Origin of the sequence: Streptomyces sp. NPDC051921, assembly GCF_040680975.1 — a bacterium.
Taxonomy (GTDB): domain Bacteria; phylum Actinomycetota; class Actinomycetes; order Streptomycetales; family Streptomycetaceae; genus Streptomyces.
On the sequence record NZ_JBFAXU010000002.1, the window covers coordinates 168357 to 183848 of the forward strand.

The window sequence follows — 15492 nt, forward strand, 5'->3', positions numbered from 1 at the left end:
GAGGGATCGCGCCCGGGCCCTTCGACGTACCCGGATCAGGCCGGGGAACCGCTCGTGGTGGCGGGGGCGGACTCGGAGCGGGAGGCGGAGGCGGAGCTGCTCGTCTCACCCGTGCCGGTGCTGGGGGACGACGAGGGGGAGGTGGTCGGCGACGTCGTGGGGGACTGGCTGGACGTCGGCGAGGTCGACGGCGACGCACTCGTCCCGGTCGGCTTCGGCGACGGCGAGTTCGTCGGCGGCTTCGGCGGCCGCACCGTAGCGGAACCGGTCGGCCGCGTGCTGCCCGTCGCGGACGGCGAGCCCGACGGGGTCGAGGGGGTGCCCGCCGAGCCGGTCGCGCCCGGGGAGGGCGTGCCGGTCGGGTTCGGGGACGCCGGGCCGGTGGGGCTGCTGGTGGAGTCCTCGGTGGGCTCGGTCTCGCCGCCGGTGCCGTCCTGGGTGCCGTCCTGGCTCGACGTGCTGTCCGAGGTCACCCGGCCGCTGCCGGGGTCGTCGCCGTTGCCGGAGGTGGCGCCGATGGTGACCACGGTGCCGAGCACGGCGACGAGGAGGGCGCCCGCGCCGACGGCGGCCAGGTTGCGGCGGGCCCCGGTGAGGATGCCCGCGCGCAGGCCGCCGCGCCGCCGGTCGGCGTCCTGGTCCTGGGCGCGGTCCGCGAGCGGGCCGACGACGGTCGGGGGCTCGTCCGCGAAGGCACGGAAGGCGTCCAGGGAGGCCTTCGAGGCCACCGGGGGCATCGGCCTGGCGGGGGTCGGCGGGGCGAGGTCGGGGAAGGCGGGCTTCGCCGGGAGGGGAGCGGCCACCGGGATGCCGCGGGGCGGCGAGGCGGGGCCTTCGCGGCGCGGCAGCGGGGTGGTCCGGGGGGCGGCGGCCGCGACAGGCAGCGTGGACGCGGTGGACGCGGTGGCGGCCGGCGCGGTGGCGGCGGGCGCCGCGGGCGCGGGTTCCGCCGGGGCGCTCTCGCCGGTGAGGTCGGCGACGAGCGCGAGGGCGCGGCGGCCGGCGACGGTGCCCCGCTTGTCGGCGAGGGCGCCGCGCATGCCGATGGAGGCCTCCAGCTCGGCGCGGGCCCGCTGCAGGCTGCCGCGGCAGAGCGCGAGAACGCCCAACTCGTGGTGGAACCATGCCTCTTCGGCGACCTCGCCGGCCAGCCGGGCGGCCTCCTGGCCGCCGCGCAGGGCCCGCTCCCAGGCACCCCAGTGCAGTCCGGCGGCGAAGGCGGGCGCGGCGGCCCGGGCGAGCAGGACGCCGGTGCCGGCGTGTTCGGCGGCGCTGCCGGGAACGAGCGCGGCGAGCGCGGCGAGCAGCGAGTCGGCCTCCGCGGTGGCGCGCTCGGGGGTGACGGAGGGGTGGCCGGCCCACCAGGCGTAGTGCTGGGCGACGGTGTGGGCGCGGCCGATGGGGTCGGGCTCGTAGTTCTGGGCGAGCAGCTGGGTGAGGACACCGGCGGCGAGCCGGTAGCGGGTGCCGACCGGGGAGAGCAGTCCGCAGGACATGAGCTCGCCGACGGCGGCGTCGGCGTGGGTGTCGCCGACGAGGGCGGGCAGATGCGCCTGGTGCGGCACCTCACCGCCGAGGGCGACGGCGAACCGCAGGGTGTCCTGGGCGGCGCGGCTGAGCCGGGAGGCGAGCAGGACGGCGGGGGCGGCGCCCTCGCCGAGGCTGGGCAGGGGTATCTCGCGCACCTCGACGTCGGGGTCGTCGGCGGAGGGCACGGCCGGGGCGGCCACGACGCCGGACGGGCCGAAGGCCTCCTCCAGGGCGCCGAAGGCGTCGAACTCGGCGGGGCCGACGCGGAGCCGGTCGCGCTGCCGGAGCAGGGCGCCGGCCTGGACGAAGCGCAGCGGGAGCCCCTCGGACTCGAACCACAGGTCGCCCGCCCAGTTGGCCTCGTCCTCGGTGAGGGCGCGGCCGACGGCGTTCTCCAGGAGCTCGACGGCGGCGGCGCGGCCGAGACCGGTGAGGGCGATCTCTTCGAGGGCGGCGTCGGGCGAGGCGGCGGGGGTCTCGGGGGTGACGGCGAAGAGGAAGGCGCAGTCGGGGGTGGCGGCCAGCAGCTCGTCGAGGGCGGCGCCGCCGATCTCCAGGTCGTCGACGAGGACGATGGCGCCGATCCGGCGGACCTCCAGGAGGAGTTCCTCACGGTCGGGCCGGAAGCCGGGGGCGTACTGGACGGCCTGGAAGAGCTCGTACAGCAGCTCGGTGGGGGTCCGGTGGTGGCCGGAGAGCCGCACGACGCCGTCGGGCGCGACCTCGGCGCAGTCGGCGGCGACGGCGTCGAGGAGGGTGGTGCGGCCGGAGCCGGCGGGGCCGGTGAGCCGGGCGGAGCGGCCTCGGGTGAGGTGCTGGACGAGCTGCTCGCGCTGTTCCTGCCGTTCGAGCAGCGGGAGGGCGGGGGCCGCGGGCCCGGGCGGTACGGGCGGGGTGGCGGCGCGGGCGGCCTCGGCGCGCTCGCGGGCGGTGCGGCGGCGCGGGGCCGGGGGCTGCTCGCTCGGCGGACACACCTCGATCTCGCTGCCGTCGAGGGGATTGACGGTGAGCAGGAGGCCGCCGGAGACCAGGCGGGCGGTGCGCACCCGGGAGGGCGCCGTGGACGTGGGCGCGGGCGCGGCGTGTCCGGGGCGGGCGTCCTCGGGCTCGGTGTCGTGACCGTAGTCCTCCGGTCCCCGGCTGATCGGGTCCATGGTCCAAGCTCCCAAGCGGCGGGCGATGTGCAGGCGAGCCGACCCTATGCGGTTGTGCGGGTTCCGGGAACAGCCGGGGTGGCGCGGAGACCAAGACGTCACGGTCTTGTGAGGATTGGGTGTGACGCCTGTTTCGCACAGCGGCTTCACAGCCGCGTGTCGCGGCCGTGACGTGACGTCGTTTCAGCCGGCCGCTCCGAGCGGGGCCGAAACGGGTCCGACGGGTCCGGACCGGCCGAACTGGTCCTGACCGGGGCGGACGGGGCCGGACGGTCCTCCCGGTCCGTTCAGACGCGGGGCAGCGACTCGGCGGCGAGGCCGCCCTCGATGGCGAGGATGCGGTGCAGCCGGGTGGCGACGAGGAGGCGCTGCATCTGGGGCGGCACCCCGCGCAGCACCAGTCGGCGGCCGCAGCGGCCGGCCCGGCGGTGGGCACCCATGATGACCCCGAGGCCGGTGGCGTCCCAGGAGTCGAGGCCGGTCAGGTCGAGCACGAGATCGCCGGATCCGTCGTCGACCGCCGAGTGCAGGACCGTTCGGGCGTCCGCCGCGCTGCGGACGTCGAGGCGGCCCCCGACGACCAGCTCGGCATGGTCGCCCCTGATGTGCATATGCGCTCCCCGAGAGTGCTCCGTCGTGTGCCCGTCTTCGCAACGCATGACTGCCGCATCGGCAGAAGCGTTGCGCCTTGTAAGCGAACCGATATCGAAATTCACCCCTGAGGGCGATGGCGCTGGGGCGGTCGGACCCCTGTGCGGGCGCGCACGCGGCTCTGGTGAGACGCGTACGCGACCGCGCTGCGCATCAGTACGTGTAGAAGCCCTGCCCGCTCTTGCGGCCGATGTCACCCGCGTCCACCATCCGGCGCATCAGCTCCGGCGGCGCGAACTTCTCGTCCTGGGACTCGGTGTAGATGTTGTTCGTGGCGTTGACGAGGATGTCGACGCCGGTCAGGTCGGCGGTGGCGAGCGGGCCCATCGCGTGACCGAAGCCCAGCTTGCAGGCGATGTCGATGTCCTCGGCGGTGGCCACGCCCGACTCGTAGAGCTTGGCGGCCTCGACGACGAGCGCCGAGATGAGGCGGGTGGTGACGAAGCCGGCCACGTCGCGGTTGACGACGATGCAGGTCTTGCCGACGGACTCGGCGAACTCCCGCGCGGTGGCGAGGGTTTCGTCGCTGGTCTTGTAGCCGCGGACGAGCTCGACGAGCTGCATCATCGGGACCGGCGAGAAGAAGTGGACGCCGACCACGGCCTCCGGGCGCTCCGTCACCGCGGCGATCTTGGTGATCGGGATGGCGGAGGTGTTGGAGGCGAGGACCGCGCCGTCCTTGGCGATCTTGTCGAGGGAGCGGAAGATCTCGTGCTTGACCTCCAGCTTCTCGAAGACGGCCTCGACGACGATGTCGGCGTCGGCGACGGCCTCGAGCTCGGTGGTCGCGGTGATCCGGCCGAGCGCGGCCTCGGCGTCGCCGGCGTCCATCTTGCCCTTGGCGACGAAGCGCTCGTACGAGGTCTTGATGGCGTCGGTGCCCCGGGTCAGCGCGGCGTCGGTGACGTCACGCAGGACGACGTCCCAGCCTGCCTGGGCCGAGACCTGCGCGATGCCGGACCCCATGAGTCCGGCCCCGATGACGGCGAGCTTCCTGGCCACGTCTTCCACCCCTCAATGCCCTTAACAACTGTTCACTTCTGGCTCTTCGGCGGAGATTAGCGGGCGCGGGCGGCGTTGTGACCGAGAAGTAAGGCGCGTCACGTCCTGTTTGACGGACGTCACACTCGCGACAGGCCGGACGGGCGGCGGTGAACGGCTCAGCCGGTGCGGACGGCGTAGTCGAGCACCTTCCGGCTGAGCACGTCCTCGATCTCGTCGAGCAGGTCGAGCGCTTCGCGGGAGACCTCGGTCGCCTTGCGTCCGGCGGTCATCTCGGCGCTGATGAACTCGACGAGGGCGCCCTGGATCCAGGCGATCTGCCCGCCGACGAGCAGCGGCATCGGGTCGTCGGGCGCGGCGCCGACCTCCTCGCGCAGGGCGGCGACGGTGGTGCGGCGGACCTCCTGCTGGAGGGCCATGAGCCGGGCCTGGAGGGTGGGGGCGTCGTCGATCACCCGCATGAAGGCGGCATAGCCGTCCATCAGGCCGTACGCGGGCGAGACCGCGGTGACATGGCCGCGGATCTCGCGGAGCACGGCCCGTGCGGCGGACTCCCCCGCGTCTCGGCCGCGGATCATCCGGGCGAGGCGGTGGGTGACGCCCTCCATCCGGTCGAGGAAGAGGTCCTCCTTGGCCGGGAAGTAGTTGTAGACGGTGTTGACGGAGACGTCGGCGGCTTCCGCGATCTCCGCCACCGTCACGGCCTGGAAGCCGCGCTCCAGGAAGAGCCCGGTCGCGATGTCCGAGATCCGCTGTTTCGTCTGGCGCTTCTTGCGCTCCCTCAGCCCTTCAGCCATGCGCTCATCCTAGGCCTCCTGAAATTTTGGAGGCGTTGCAAAATTTCAGAGACTCTGTTTTTGTAGTCGCCATGGCAATCATCAGCACGTCCGGGCTGTCCCGGACCTTCCGGACCAAGCGGGGCGAGGTGCACGCGGTCCGCGGGATCGACCTCACGGTGCGGGCGGGCGAGATCCTCGGCTTCCTCGGGCCCAACGGCGCCGGCAAGTCCACGACCCTGCGCATGCTCAGCACCCTGCTCCCGCCCACCGGCGGGGTGGCCACCGTCGTCGGCCACGACCTGCTGCGCGACCCCGTCGGCGTCCGCCGGAAGATCGGGTACGTCGCCCAGGGCGGCGGCGTCGACCCGCAGGAGACCGTCCGCTCCGAACTCGTCGTCCAGGGGCGGCTCTACGGACTTCCACGCGTCGAGGCCGCCGCCCGCGCCGACGAACTCGCCCGCGACCTCGACCTCACCGAGCTCCTCGACCGGAGCACCGCCGCCCTCTCCGGCGGCCAGCGGCGCCGGCTCGACCTCGCGCTCGGCCTCACCCACCGCCCCGAGCTGCTCTTCCTCGACGAGCCGACCACCGGACTCGACCCGGGCAGCCGCGCCGCCCTGTGGGCGCTGGTCCGACGACTGCGCGACGAGTACGGCACCACGGTCGTCCTCACCACCCACTACCTCGACGAGGCGGACGCCCTCGCCGACCGGCTGGTGATCATCGACGGGGGTGTCGTCGTCGCCGAGGGCTCCCCCGCCGCGCTCAGGGCCGAGCACGGCGCGGACACCCTCCAGGACGCCTTCCTCGCCATCACCGGGCGCGGCCCCGCGCCCGTCGACACCACGCCCGTCGCCGTCTAGGAGCCCACGCGATGCTTCTCCACGACACCGCGGTCCTCTTCGGCCGCTACGCCCGGCAGACCCTGCGCTCGCCGTTCCAGATCTTCTTCGGCGCGCTGATGCCGCTGCTCTACCTGTTCTTCTTCGGCCCGCTGCTGACCGGGCTCCCGCTCGGCCGCGCGGGCGACTCCTGGCAGGTCCTCGTGCCGGGGCTGCTGCTCCAGCTCGGCCTCTTCGGGGCCTCGTTCGCGGGCTTCGCCGTCATCATGGAGAAGAACTGGGGCGTCCTCGAACGGATGCGGGTCACCCCGGTCAGCCGCCTCGCGCTGCTGCTCGGCCGGACCCTGCGGGACGCCGCCCTCTTCCTCTTCCAGTCGGTCCTTCTGGTCCTCGCCGCCCTGCTCATGGGCCTCCGGGCGCCGCTCGCCGGCATCCTCATCGGCTTCGGCTTCGTCGCCCTGCTCACCTTCTCGCTCGCCTCGCTGTCGTACGTGCTCGCGCTGCGGCTGCCGAGCCCGCAGGAGTTCGGCCCGGCGATCAACACGCTGGCGATGCCCTCGATGCTGCTGTCCGGTCTGATGCTCCCGATGGCCCTCGCACCGGGCTGGCTCGACGTCCTGTCGCACTTCATGCCGTTCCGCTACCTGGTCGACGCGGTGCGGGACGCGTACGTCGGCCACTACGCGACCGTCACGATGCTGTACGGCGTCCTCGCCGCGGTCGCACTCACCGCGCTCGCCGTGACGGTGGGCACACGGACGTTCCGGAAGGCCGGCGCGTAACTACGCTGGGAGCATGGTCAATCTGACGCGCATCTACACCCGCACCGGCGACCAGGGCACCACCGCCCTCGGCGACATGAGCCGGACCGCCAAGACCGATCTGCGGATCTCGGCCTACGCCGACGCCAACGAGGCCAACGCCGTCATCGGCACGGCCATCGCTCTCGGCGCGCTCGACGAGGACGTGGTGAAGGTCCTCGTCCGCGTCCAGAACGACCTGTTCGACGTGGGCGCGGACCTGTCCACCCCGGTGGTGGAGAACCCCGCGTACCCGCCGCTGCGCGTCGAGCAGTCGTACGTCGACAAGCTGGAGGCCGACTGCGACCGCTTCCTGGAGCGGCTCGACAAGCTCCGCTCCTTCATCCTCCCCGGCGGCACGCCCGGCGCGGCCCTCCTGCACCAGGCGTGCACGGTGGTCCGCCGGGCCGAGCGCTCCACCTGGGCGGCGATGGAGGTCCACGGCGAGACCATGAACCCCCTGACCGCCACCTACCTCAACCGCCTGTCAGACCTGCTCTTCATCCTTGCTCGCACGGCGAACCGGGAGGTCGGCGACGTCCTCTGGGTCCCGGGCGGGGACCGCTGAGGCCGGTTCGGTCCGCTCGCCCTTCGGCGGCTTCTTCGGCCAGATCGCGTACGACAGCGCGATCAGGCCGTGGATGCCCGCCGCCCGCCAGGCGACCGTGATCCAGGCCCACAGCGACTCGGTCTCGCCGTCGGGCCCCACGTACCAGATCGCCAGGAGCAGCAAACCCGAGGCCACGGCCGCGCCCAGCACCGAGCCGAGCCACACCCGGCCCTCGTGGCGGGCCCGGGCCTTGCCGTAGCGCGGCGGCTTCACCGGCGGCGGGCCGCCGGCCAGGCGGTGCGCGGCGTGGCCGTCCAGCCACTTCACGGTGCGGTGGCCATGGCCGACGGTGTAGCCGATGTAGAGGGCGGCCAGGCCGTGCTTCCAGCTGGGGTCGGCGCCGTTCTTCAGGTCGATCGCGGTGACGACCAGCAGCACGACCTCAAGCAGCGGCTCGCACAGCAGCAGGGCCACACCGGTGCGCGGCATCCTGAGCAGATAGCGGGCGGCGAGGCCGGCGGCGAGCAGCACCCAGAAGCCGACCTCGCAGATCACGATCAGCGTGACGATCACAGCAGTCCCCTTTCCTCGCTCCACCAGCGTCCCGTCCGCACCGGCGGGATTCGTCGTCGGCGGTGAGGAACCGCGTCTACATCCTTCGACGGAGGGTCGGCTCGGCCCCCGCGAGGACGTCCGGGCCGGGCGCAGCGTGTTGGATGGGGACGTGCGCCTCCCCCGACCCCATCGCGACGATCTGCTGATCGCCTTCATCGGCCTCGCCGGCGGCCTGGTCCTGTGGTCGTTCGGCCTGTTCGTCACCGGCGACCGGGTCTTCGACCAGCGCTGGGCCACGCTGATCCCGCTGGTCGTGATGGCGGCGATGGAGGCGGTGCGCCGCACCGCCCCGCGCACCGCGCTGGTCGTCGGCACCCTGGCCATCGCCGCGGACCAGTTCACCCACGGCAACCTCGCCACCGTCCTGATGTTCACGGACGTGGTCTACGCCGCCGTGGTGTACGGACCGCCCGCCTCCGCCCGGCGCATCCCGTACACCACCGGTCTCGTCACGGTCGCGATCACCGTGGTGCTGCTGATCTGGTGGCAGAACGCGATCGCACTGCTGGTGGGCGTCCTGTCGGGCATGCTCTCGTTCCTGCCGGCCCTCACCGGCGCGATCGTGCGCAATCACCGCGAGGCCGCCGAGGCGGCGAAGCTGCGGGCGGAGCAGACGGCGCTGCTCGCCGAGATGGACCGCGCGCAGGCGGTGGTCGCCGAACGCGCCCGGATGGCCCGCGAACTGCACGACATGGTCGCCAACCACCTCTCGGCGATCGCCATCCACTCCACCGCCGCGCTGTCGATCGACGACGAGGCCACCACCCGGCAGGCTCTGACCGTGATCCGCGAGAACAGCGTGGCGGGGCTCGCCGAGATGCGCCGGCTGATCGGCCTGCTCCGCGACAGCGGCGGCGACGCCGAGCCGGCGGCCGTGCCGCGGCTCTCGGGCCTGGAGGCGCTGCTCGCCCAGGCGCGCACCAACGGGGCGTCGAGCGGGCTGGCGTTCACCCTCGACGACGCCCGTGAGGAGACCGGCGAGGAGCTGCCCGCGCCGGTCGAGCTGGCCGCGTACCGGATCGTGCAGGAGTCGCTGACGAACGCCCTCAAGCACGCCCCGGCGGGTACGGTCACGGTGCTCCTGGCCCGCGACGCGCGGGCCCTCACGGTACGGGTGACCAGCCCCTTCGGGGACCGCCCAGGACCTCGCGCGCCGGGCTCGGGAGCGGGTCTGGTCGGCATGCGGGAGCGGGTGCAGCTGCTCGGCGGGGAGTTCGAGGCGGGGCCGGTCCCGGACGGGGACGGCACGAAGATCTGGCAGGTGCGGGCCGTGCTGCCCGCCGAGGAGAGGACGCCGGAGGCATGACGATCCGGATCGTGGTCGCCGAGGACCAGAGCGCGGTACGCGCCGGGCTCGTGCTGATTCTGGGCAGCGCGCCCGACATCGAGGTGGTGGGCGAGGCCGCCGACGGGGAGCGCGCGGTGGAGCTGGCCCGCGAACTGCGCCCGGACCTGGTCCTGATGGACGTGCAGATGCCGAAGCTGGACGGGGTGTCGGCGACCCGGCAGGTGGCGGCGGAGGGGCTCGCGGACGTCCTGGTGCTGACCACCTTCGACCTCGACGAGTACGTGTTCGGGGCGCTGCGCGCGGGCGCGGCGGGCTTCCTGCTCAAGAACACGGACGCGAAGGACCTGCTGGAGGCGGTACGGACGGTGGCCCGCGGCGAGGGCCTGATCGCCCCGGCGGTGACCCGGCGGCTGATCGCCGAGTTCGCCGCCCCGAGCCGTCCGGCCCCGGCCTCCGGGGTGCTCGACGCCCTGACACCCCGGGAGCGCGAGGTGCTCTCGGCGCTGGGCGGGGGGCTGTCGAACGCGGAGATCGCGGTGCGCCTGGAGATGGCGGAGGCGACGGTGAAGACCCACGTCTCGAAGGTGCTCGGCAAGCTGGAGCTCAGGTCGCGTGTCCAAGCGGCGGTGCTGGCGCGGGAGTTGGGGGTCTGAGGGGAAGAGCGGCAACGAAGGTCTGGACCTCTTGACGATTGGTCCAGACCTTCCTACGCTCGCGGGGCGCGCGCACCTTCACGGACCACCCCCACCATGACCGTCCGCAACTTGAGGAGCACCGTTGAGCACTCAAGCACCGACGCGCAGAGCAGGGTTGAGACGCCGGGCCGCCGCCGGCCTCACCGCCCTCGTACTGCCCCTGGCCGCCATGATCGGCCTCGCGGCCCCCGCAGAGGCGGCGACCTCCGCGACCGCCACGTACACCAAGACCCAGGACTGGGGCACCGGCTTCGAGGGCAAGTGGACGGTGAAGAACACCGGCACCACCACCCTCTCCTCCTGGACCGTCGAGTGGGACTTCCCCTCCGGCACCGCGGTCACCTCCGCCTGGGACGCCACCGTCACCAGCTCCGGCACCCACTGGACCGCCAAGAACGTCGGCTGGAACGGCACCCTCGCCCCCGGCGCCACCATCTCCTTCGGCTTCAACGGCACGGGTTCCGGCTCCCCGTCCGGCTGCAAGGTCAACGGCGGCTCCTGCGACGGCTCCACCCAGCCCGGCGACAACGCTCCGTCCGCGCCCGGCACCCCGGTCGCCTCGAACATCACCGACACCTCGGCGAAGCTCACCTGGACCGCCGCCACCGACGACAAGGGCGTCAAGAACTACGACGTCAAGCGGGGCGGCACCACGGTCGCCACGGTCACCGGCCTGACGTACACCGACACCGCCCTCACCGCCGGCACCGACTACACCTACACGGTCGTCGCCCGCGACACCGCCGACCAGACCGGCCCCGCCAGCGGCACCACCCCGGTCCGCACCACCGGCGGCGGAGGCGGCACCCCGCCCCCGAACGTGGTGAAGATGGGTTACTTCACCAACTGGGGCGTCTACGGGCGCAATTACCACGTCAAGAACATCGTGACCTCCGGCTCCGCAGCCAAGATCACCCACATCAACTACGCCTTCGGCAACGTCACCGGCGGCAGGTGCACCATCGGTGACTCCTACGCCGACTACGACAAGGCCTACACCGCCGACCAGTCCGTCGACGGCGTCGCCGACACCTGGGACCAGCCGCTGCGCGGCAACTTCAACCAGCTGCGCAAGCTGAAGAAGGCCTACCCGAACATCAAGGTCATCTGGTCCTTCGGCGGCTGGACCTGGTCCGGCGGCTTCGGCCAGGCCGTCCAGAACCCGACCGCCTTCGCCCAGTCCTGCTACGACCTGGTGGAAGACCCGCGCTGGGCCGACGTCTTCGACGGCATCGACCTCGACTGGGAGTACCCGAACGCGTGCGGCCTGTCCTGTGACACCAGCGGCCCGAACGCCTTCAAGAACATGATGCAGGCGATGCGGGCCAAGTTCGGCTCCAGCGCCCTCGTCACCGCGGCCGTCACCGCCGACGCCTCCTCCGGCGGCAAGATCGACGCCACCGACTACGCGGGCGCCGCGCAGTACATGAACTGGTTCAACGTGATGACGTACGACTTCTTCGGCGCCTGGGCCGCGCAGGGCCCGACCGCCCCGCACTCCCCGCTCACCTCGTACGCCGGCATCCCGCAGCAGGGCTTCAACTCGGCCGAGGCCATCGCCAAGTACAAGGCCAAGGGCGTCCCGGCCGGCAAGCTGCTGCTCGGCATCGGCTTCTACGGACGCGGCTGGACCGGCGTCACCCAGTCCGCCCCCGGCGGCACCGCCACCGGACCGGCCCAGGGCACCTACGAGCAGGGCATCGAGGACTACAAGGTCCTCAAGAACTCCTGCCCGGCCAACGGCACGGTCGCCGGCACCGCCTACGCGCACTGCGGCACCAACTGGTGGAGCTACGACACCCCCGCCACCGTCACCTCGAAGATGGGCTGGGCCAAGAACCAGGGCCTGGGCGGCGCCTTCTTCTGGGAGTTCAGCGGCGACAGCACCAACGGCGAGCTCGTCGGCGCCATCAACAGCGGGCTGAACTAGCCCGTACGACGAAGCGGGGACGGCGCAGCACGCCGTCCCCGCTTCACACGTCCACCGCGAGAGGCCGATCAGGCCAGGCCGATCAGGCCACATTCACTCTCCCCCAGACTCCGTCCGGGGGGACCCCCATCCAGCGAGAGGCCGATCAGGCCACATTCACTCTCCCCCAGACTCCGTCCGGGGGGACCCCCATCCAGCGAGAGGCCGATCAGGCCACATTCACTCGCTGGCCGGGCGGTGCTGCTTCCAGCCAGGCCAGGAAGCCGGTGAGGGCGTCCTCGCTCATCGCCAGCTCCAGCCGGGTGCCGCGCACCAGACAGCCCTGGATCACGGAGTCCGAAAGGAGCGCCAGCTCCTCCTCGCCCTCCGGCATCCGGCGCTCCAGGACCTCGATGGCCGAGCGCTCCAGCACCCGCTTGGGACGAGGGGCGTACGAGAAGACCCGGAACCAGGCGATCTCGTCCCCGCTGTACCGCGCGACCCCGTACACCCAGCCCTTGCCGCTGGGGTCCGGGGCCTCCGGCACGTTCCAGCGCAGGGAACAGTCGAAGGTCCCGCCGGCACGCTGGATCAGTCTGCGGCGCAAGCCGAAGACGAAGAGCCCGATCACCACCAGTGCGACGACCAGGCCGCACACGAGCAGCGCGAGGAACATCTTCACCGACCTCCTCGCCGCTTCCCGTAACCGGTGGACCCGGCCAGACCGAATACAACCTGCATATGCATCGCCTCAGCCGCGACACGGTCTGGAAAATTCCAGCCGTGCCGCGGCTGAGGGCACAACTCTCGGGCGCGGTCCGCTAGCGGACCGCTACCGCGCGCAGCCGGACCTCGGCGCGCCGCTCGGCGGCGGCATCCTCGTCCGACTTCGCCCGCTCCAGCGCGCGCTCGGCGCGCTGGGCGTCGATCTCGTCCGCCAGCTCGGCGATCTCCGCGAGCAGAGACAGCTTGTCGTCGGCGAAGGAGATGAATCCGCCGTGGACAGCGGCCACGACCGTGCCGCCCTCGCTCGTACGGATGGTCACCGGGCCCGACTCCAGCACACCGAGCAGCGGCTGGTGACCGGGCATGACGCCGATGTCGCCGGAGGTGGTACGCGCGATGACCAGGGTGGCCTCGCCGGACCAGACACTCCGGTCCGCGGCGACCAGCTCGACGTGCAGCTCAGCAGCCAAGGTTGGCTCCTCGGGTCACCACCCGGCGGTGCTGCCGGGTGTTGGGATCAATTCTAGGGGGCGTGGCGAGGGGGGCGGGACCGATCCCGCCCCCCTCAAGGCGAGCACGGGGCTCAGGAGACGCCGAGCTCCTTGGCGTTCTTCTTGAGGTCCTCGAGACCACCACACATGAAGAAGGCCTGCTCCGGGAAGTGGTCGAACTCACCGTCGCAGATCGCGTTGAACGCGGCGATCGACTCGTCGAGCGGAACGTCCGAACCGTCCACACCGGTGAACTGCTTCGCCGCGTGGGTGTTCTGGGACAGGAAGCGCTCGACACGGCGGGCGCGGTGGACAACGAGCTTGTCCTCCTCGCTCAGCTCGTCGATACCGAGGATCGCGATGATGTCCTGGAGGTCCTTGTACTTCTGCAGGATGCCCTTGACGCGCATGGCGGCGTCGTAGTGGTCCTGCGCGATGTAGCGCGGGTCCAGGATCCGGGACGTGGAGTCCAGCGGGTCCACGGCCGGGTAGATGCCCTTCTCGGAGATCGGACGGGAGAGAACCGTCGTCGCGTCGAGGTGGGCGAAGGTGGTCGCCGGCGCCGGGTCGGTGAGGTCGTCGGCGGGGACGTAGATCGCCTGCATCGAGGTGATCGAGTGACCACGGGTCGAGGTGATGCGCTCCTGGAGGAGACCCATCTCGTCGGCCAGGTTCGGCTGGTAGCCCACCGCGGAGGGCATACGGCCGAGCAGGGTCGACACCTCGGAACCGGCCTGGGTGAAGCGGAAGATGTTGTCGATGAAGAACAGCACGTCCTGCTTCTGCACATCGCGGAAGTACTCCGCCATGGTCAGACCGGCCAGGGCCACGCGCAGACGGGTGCCCGGGGGCTCGTCCATCTGGCCGAAGACCAGCGCGGTCTTGTCGAGAACGCCGGCCTCCTCCATCTCGACCATGAGGTCGTTGCCCTCACGGGTGCGCTCACCGACGCCCGCGAAGACCGACACACCCTCGTGCAGCTTCGCCACACGCATGATCATTTCCTGGATCAGAACGGTCTTGCCGACACCGGCACCACCGAACAGACCGATCTTTCCACCCTTGACGTACGGGGTGAGAAGGTCGACGACCTTCAGGCCGGTCTCGAACATCTCGGTCTTGGACTCGAGCTGGTCGAAGGCCGGGGCCTTGCGGTGGATCGCCCAGCGGTCGGCGGAGGCGACCGTGGAGGGGTCCTCGTTGAGGACCTCGCCCAGGGTGTTGAACACCTTGCCCTTGGTGACGTCACCGACGGGGACCGTGATGGCCGAGCCCGTGTCGGTCACCGGGGCCTGGCGGACCAGACCGTCGGTGGGCTGCATCGAGATGGTGCGGACCATGCCGTCACCGAGGTGCTGCGCGACCTCGAGGGTCAGCGTCTTGGTGCCCTGACCGGACGGGTCCGGCACCTGGACGTTCAGCGCGTTGTAGATCTCCGGCATCGCGTCGACGGGGAACTCCACGTCGACGACCGGGCCGATGACCCGGGCGACGCGGCCCGTGGCGGCGGCCGTCTCAACAGTGGTCGTCATTACTTGTCACTCCCCGCGGTCGCGTCGGCCAGGGCAGCAGTGCCACCGACGATCTCGCTGATTTCCTGGGTGATGTCGGCCTGGCGGGCCGCGTTGGCAAGTCGGGTGAGGTTGGTGATCAGCTCACCCGCGTTGTCGGTCGCCGACTTCATCGCACGCCGCGTGGCGGCGTGCTTCGAGGCCGAGGACTGGAGCAGCGCGTTGTAGATCCGGCTCTCGACGTAGCGCGGCAGAAGGGCGTCGAGAACGTCCTCCGCCGACGGCTCGAAGTCGTACAGCGGACGGAGCGTGTCCGACTCGCCGGCCTCCTTCGCGACCTCGTCGAGGCTGAGGGGCAGCAGCCGGGCCTCGACCGCCGTCTGCGTCATCATCGAGATGAACTCGGTGTAGACGATGTGGAGCTCGTCCACACCACCCTCGGCCGTGTCCTTCTCGATCGCCTCGATCAGCGGCTCGCCGATCTTCTTGGCGTCCGCGTACGACGGCTCGTCCGTGAAGCCGGTCCACGTGTCGGCCAGCTTGCGCTCACGGAAGTTGAAGTGCGCGACACCACGGCGACCGACGACGTAGATGTCGACCGCCTTGCCCTCGCCCTCCAGCTTCTTGATGAGCTGCTCCGCCGCCTTGATGGCGTTGGAGTTGAAGGCGCCGGCCAGACCGCGGTCGCTCGTGAGGAGCAGGACCGCGGCGCGAGTCGGGTTCTCCGCCTCGGTGGTCAGCGCGTGCTTGTCGCTCGCACCCGTGGCCACCGCGGTCACCGCGCGGGTGAGCTCGGTCGCGTACGGAGTCGACGCCTGCACCTTGCGCTGCGCCTTGACGACGCGCGAGGCGGCGATCATCTCCATCGCCTTGGTGATCTTCTTCGTCGCGGTGACGGATTTGATGCGACGCTTGTAGACCCGGAGCTGCGCTCCCATGAGTCAGGTCC

General features: G+C 71.6%; 15 protein-coding genes. 6 read left to right on the plus strand and 9 right to left on the minus strand.

The window, feature by feature from the left end; translation table 11 throughout:
- Positions 1–35 precede the first annotated feature (35 nt).
- The 4 genes from AB0M16_RS03425 to AB0M16_RS03440 all read right to left on the minus strand — a co-directional run bounded on the left by AB0M16_RS03425 (position 36) and on the right by AB0M16_RS03440 (position 5134).
- Positions 36–2684, minus strand: a complete 2649-nt coding sequence (locus AB0M16_RS03425) for an ATP-binding protein (protein ID WP_365338235.1) — start codon at positions 2682–2684, stop codon at positions 36–38.
- Positions 2685–2971: 287 nt separating this feature from the next.
- Entirely contained in the window at positions 2972–3295 is a 324-nt protein-coding gene (locus AB0M16_RS03430) for an STAS domain-containing protein (RefSeq protein WP_365338237.1), read from the minus strand.
- A 193-nt stretch (positions 3296–3488) separates the two neighbouring features.
- Positions 3489–4337, minus strand: coding sequence for a 3-hydroxyacyl-CoA dehydrogenase family protein (locus AB0M16_RS03435; RefSeq protein WP_365338239.1), 849 nt, complete (start codon positions 4335–4337; stop codon positions 3489–3491).
- Positions 4338–4495: 158 nt separating this feature from the next.
- On the minus strand, positions 4496–5134 hold the full coding sequence (locus tag AB0M16_RS03440; RefSeq protein WP_365338241.1) for a TetR/AcrR family transcriptional regulator: 639 nt from the start codon (positions 5132–5134) through the stop codon (positions 4496–4498).
- Positions 5135–5205: 71 nt separating this feature from the next.
- Here AB0M16_RS03440 and AB0M16_RS03445 point away from each other — a divergent pair, with 71 nt between their 5' ends.
- From AB0M16_RS03445 to AB0M16_RS03455, 3 genes are read left to right on the plus strand one after another with little or no spacing between them, the layout of a single operon-like run.
- Positions 5206–5979 carry an ATP-binding cassette domain-containing protein gene (locus tag AB0M16_RS03445; protein WP_365338243.1) on the plus strand — a complete coding sequence of 258 codons (774 nt, stop codon included), beginning with the start codon at positions 5206–5208 and terminating at the stop codon, positions 5977–5979.
- 11 nt (positions 5980–5990) lie between these two features.
- On the plus strand, positions 5991–6740 hold the full coding sequence (locus AB0M16_RS03450) for an ABC transporter permease (RefSeq protein WP_365338245.1): 750 nt from the start codon (positions 5991–5993) through the stop codon (positions 6738–6740).
- 13 nt (positions 6741–6753) lie between these two features.
- Positions 6754–7326 (plus strand): cob(I)yrinic acid a,c-diamide adenosyltransferase, encoded by a 573-nt coding sequence (locus tag AB0M16_RS03455; RefSeq protein ID WP_365338247.1) that lies wholly within the window; start codon positions 6754–6756, stop codon positions 7324–7326.
- Here AB0M16_RS03455 and AB0M16_RS03460 read toward each other — a convergent pair.
- Complete coding sequence (locus tag AB0M16_RS03460; RefSeq protein ID WP_365338249.1) at positions 7246–7881, minus strand: hypothetical protein; 636 nt, start codon at positions 7879–7881, stop codon at positions 7246–7248. The genes AB0M16_RS03455 and AB0M16_RS03460 overlap by 81 nt on opposite strands.
- A 151-nt stretch (positions 7882–8032) precedes the next feature.
- On the opposite strand from AB0M16_RS03460, the gene AB0M16_RS03465 reads away from it, so the two are divergent.
- The 3 genes from AB0M16_RS03465 to AB0M16_RS03475 all read left to right on the plus strand — a co-directional run bounded on the left by AB0M16_RS03465 (position 8033) and on the right by AB0M16_RS03475 (position 11836).
- A complete protein-coding gene (locus AB0M16_RS03465) occupies positions 8033–9229 on the plus strand; it encodes a histidine kinase (protein ID WP_365338251.1) in 1197 nt (398 codons plus the stop codon).
- Entirely contained in the window at positions 9226–9864 is a 639-nt protein-coding gene (locus AB0M16_RS03470; protein ID WP_365338253.1) for a response regulator transcription factor, read from the plus strand. The genes AB0M16_RS03465 and AB0M16_RS03470 overlap by 4 nt, the downstream gene beginning before the upstream one ends.
- 211 nt (positions 9865–10075) lie before the next feature.
- Positions 10076–11836 (plus strand): glycoside hydrolase family 18 chitinase, encoded by a 1761-nt coding sequence (locus AB0M16_RS03475; protein ID WP_365338734.1) that lies wholly within the window; start codon positions 10076–10078, stop codon positions 11834–11836.
- Between the two features lie 208 nt (positions 11837–12044).
- Here the strand turns inward: AB0M16_RS03475 and AB0M16_RS03480 are convergent, their stop codons facing one another.
- The 4 genes from AB0M16_RS03480 to AB0M16_RS03495 form a co-directional block, all read right to left on the minus strand.
- A complete protein-coding gene (locus AB0M16_RS03480; RefSeq protein WP_365338736.1) occupies positions 12045–12491 on the minus strand; it encodes a DUF2550 domain-containing protein in 447 nt (148 codons plus the stop codon).
- 145 nt (positions 12492–12636) lie between these two features.
- Positions 12637–13011 (minus strand): F0F1 ATP synthase subunit epsilon, encoded by a 375-nt coding sequence (locus tag AB0M16_RS03485; protein ID WP_359523352.1) that lies wholly within the window; start codon positions 13009–13011, stop codon positions 12637–12639.
- 113 nt (positions 13012–13124) lie between these two features.
- A complete protein-coding gene (gene atpD / locus AB0M16_RS03490) occupies positions 13125–14564 on the minus strand; it encodes a F0F1 ATP synthase subunit beta (RefSeq protein ID WP_365338256.1) in 1440 nt (479 codons plus the stop codon).
- Entirely contained in the window at positions 14564–15481 is a 918-nt protein-coding gene (locus tag AB0M16_RS03495) for a F0F1 ATP synthase subunit gamma (RefSeq protein ID WP_365338258.1), read from the minus strand. Before AB0M16_RS03495 ends, atpD begins: the two co-directional genes overlap by 1 nt.
- Between the last annotated feature and the right edge of the window lie 11 nt (positions 15482–15492).

Excerpts from the sequence above, each read along its gene's own strand:
- AB0M16_RS03480 (WP_365338736.1), bottom strand. The coding sequence starts at position 12,491 with ATGTTCCTCGCGCTGCTCGTGTGCGGCCTGGTCGTCGCACTGGTGGTG.
- atpD (WP_365338256.1), bottom strand. The coding sequence starts at position 14,564 with ATGACGACCACTGTTGAGACGGCCGCCGCCACGGGCCGCGTCGCCCGG.
- AB0M16_RS03475 (WP_365338734.1), top strand. The coding sequence starts at position 10,076 with ATGATCGGCCTCGCGGCCCCCGCAGAGGCGGCGACCTCCGCGACCGCC.
- AB0M16_RS03495 (WP_365338258.1), bottom strand. The coding sequence starts at position 15,481 with ATGGGAGCGCAGCTCCGGGTCTACAAGCGTCGCATCAAATCCGTCACC.
- AB0M16_RS03445 (WP_365338243.1), top strand. The coding sequence starts at position 5,206 with ATGGCAATCATCAGCACGTCCGGGCTGTCCCGGACCTTCCGGACCAAG.
- AB0M16_RS03470 (WP_365338253.1), top strand. The coding sequence starts at position 9,226 with ATGACGATCCGGATCGTGGTCGCCGAGGACCAGAGCGCGGTACGCGCC.
- AB0M16_RS03455 (WP_365338247.1), top strand. The coding sequence starts at position 6,754 with ATGGTCAATCTGACGCGCATCTACACCCGCACCGGCGACCAGGGCACC.
- AB0M16_RS03425 (WP_365338235.1), bottom strand. The coding sequence starts at position 2,684 with ATGGACCCGATCAGCCGGGGACCGGAGGACTACGGTCACGACACCGAG.
- AB0M16_RS03450 (WP_365338245.1), top strand. The coding sequence starts at position 5,991 with ATGCTTCTCCACGACACCGCGGTCCTCTTCGGCCGCTACGCCCGGCAG.
- AB0M16_RS03440 (WP_365338241.1), bottom strand. The coding sequence starts at position 5,134 with ATGGCTGAAGGGCTGAGGGAGCGCAAGAAGCGCCAGACGAAACAGCGG.
- AB0M16_RS03430 (WP_365338237.1), bottom strand. The coding sequence starts at position 3,295 with ATGCACATCAGGGGCGACCATGCCGAGCTGGTCGTCGGGGGCCGCCTC.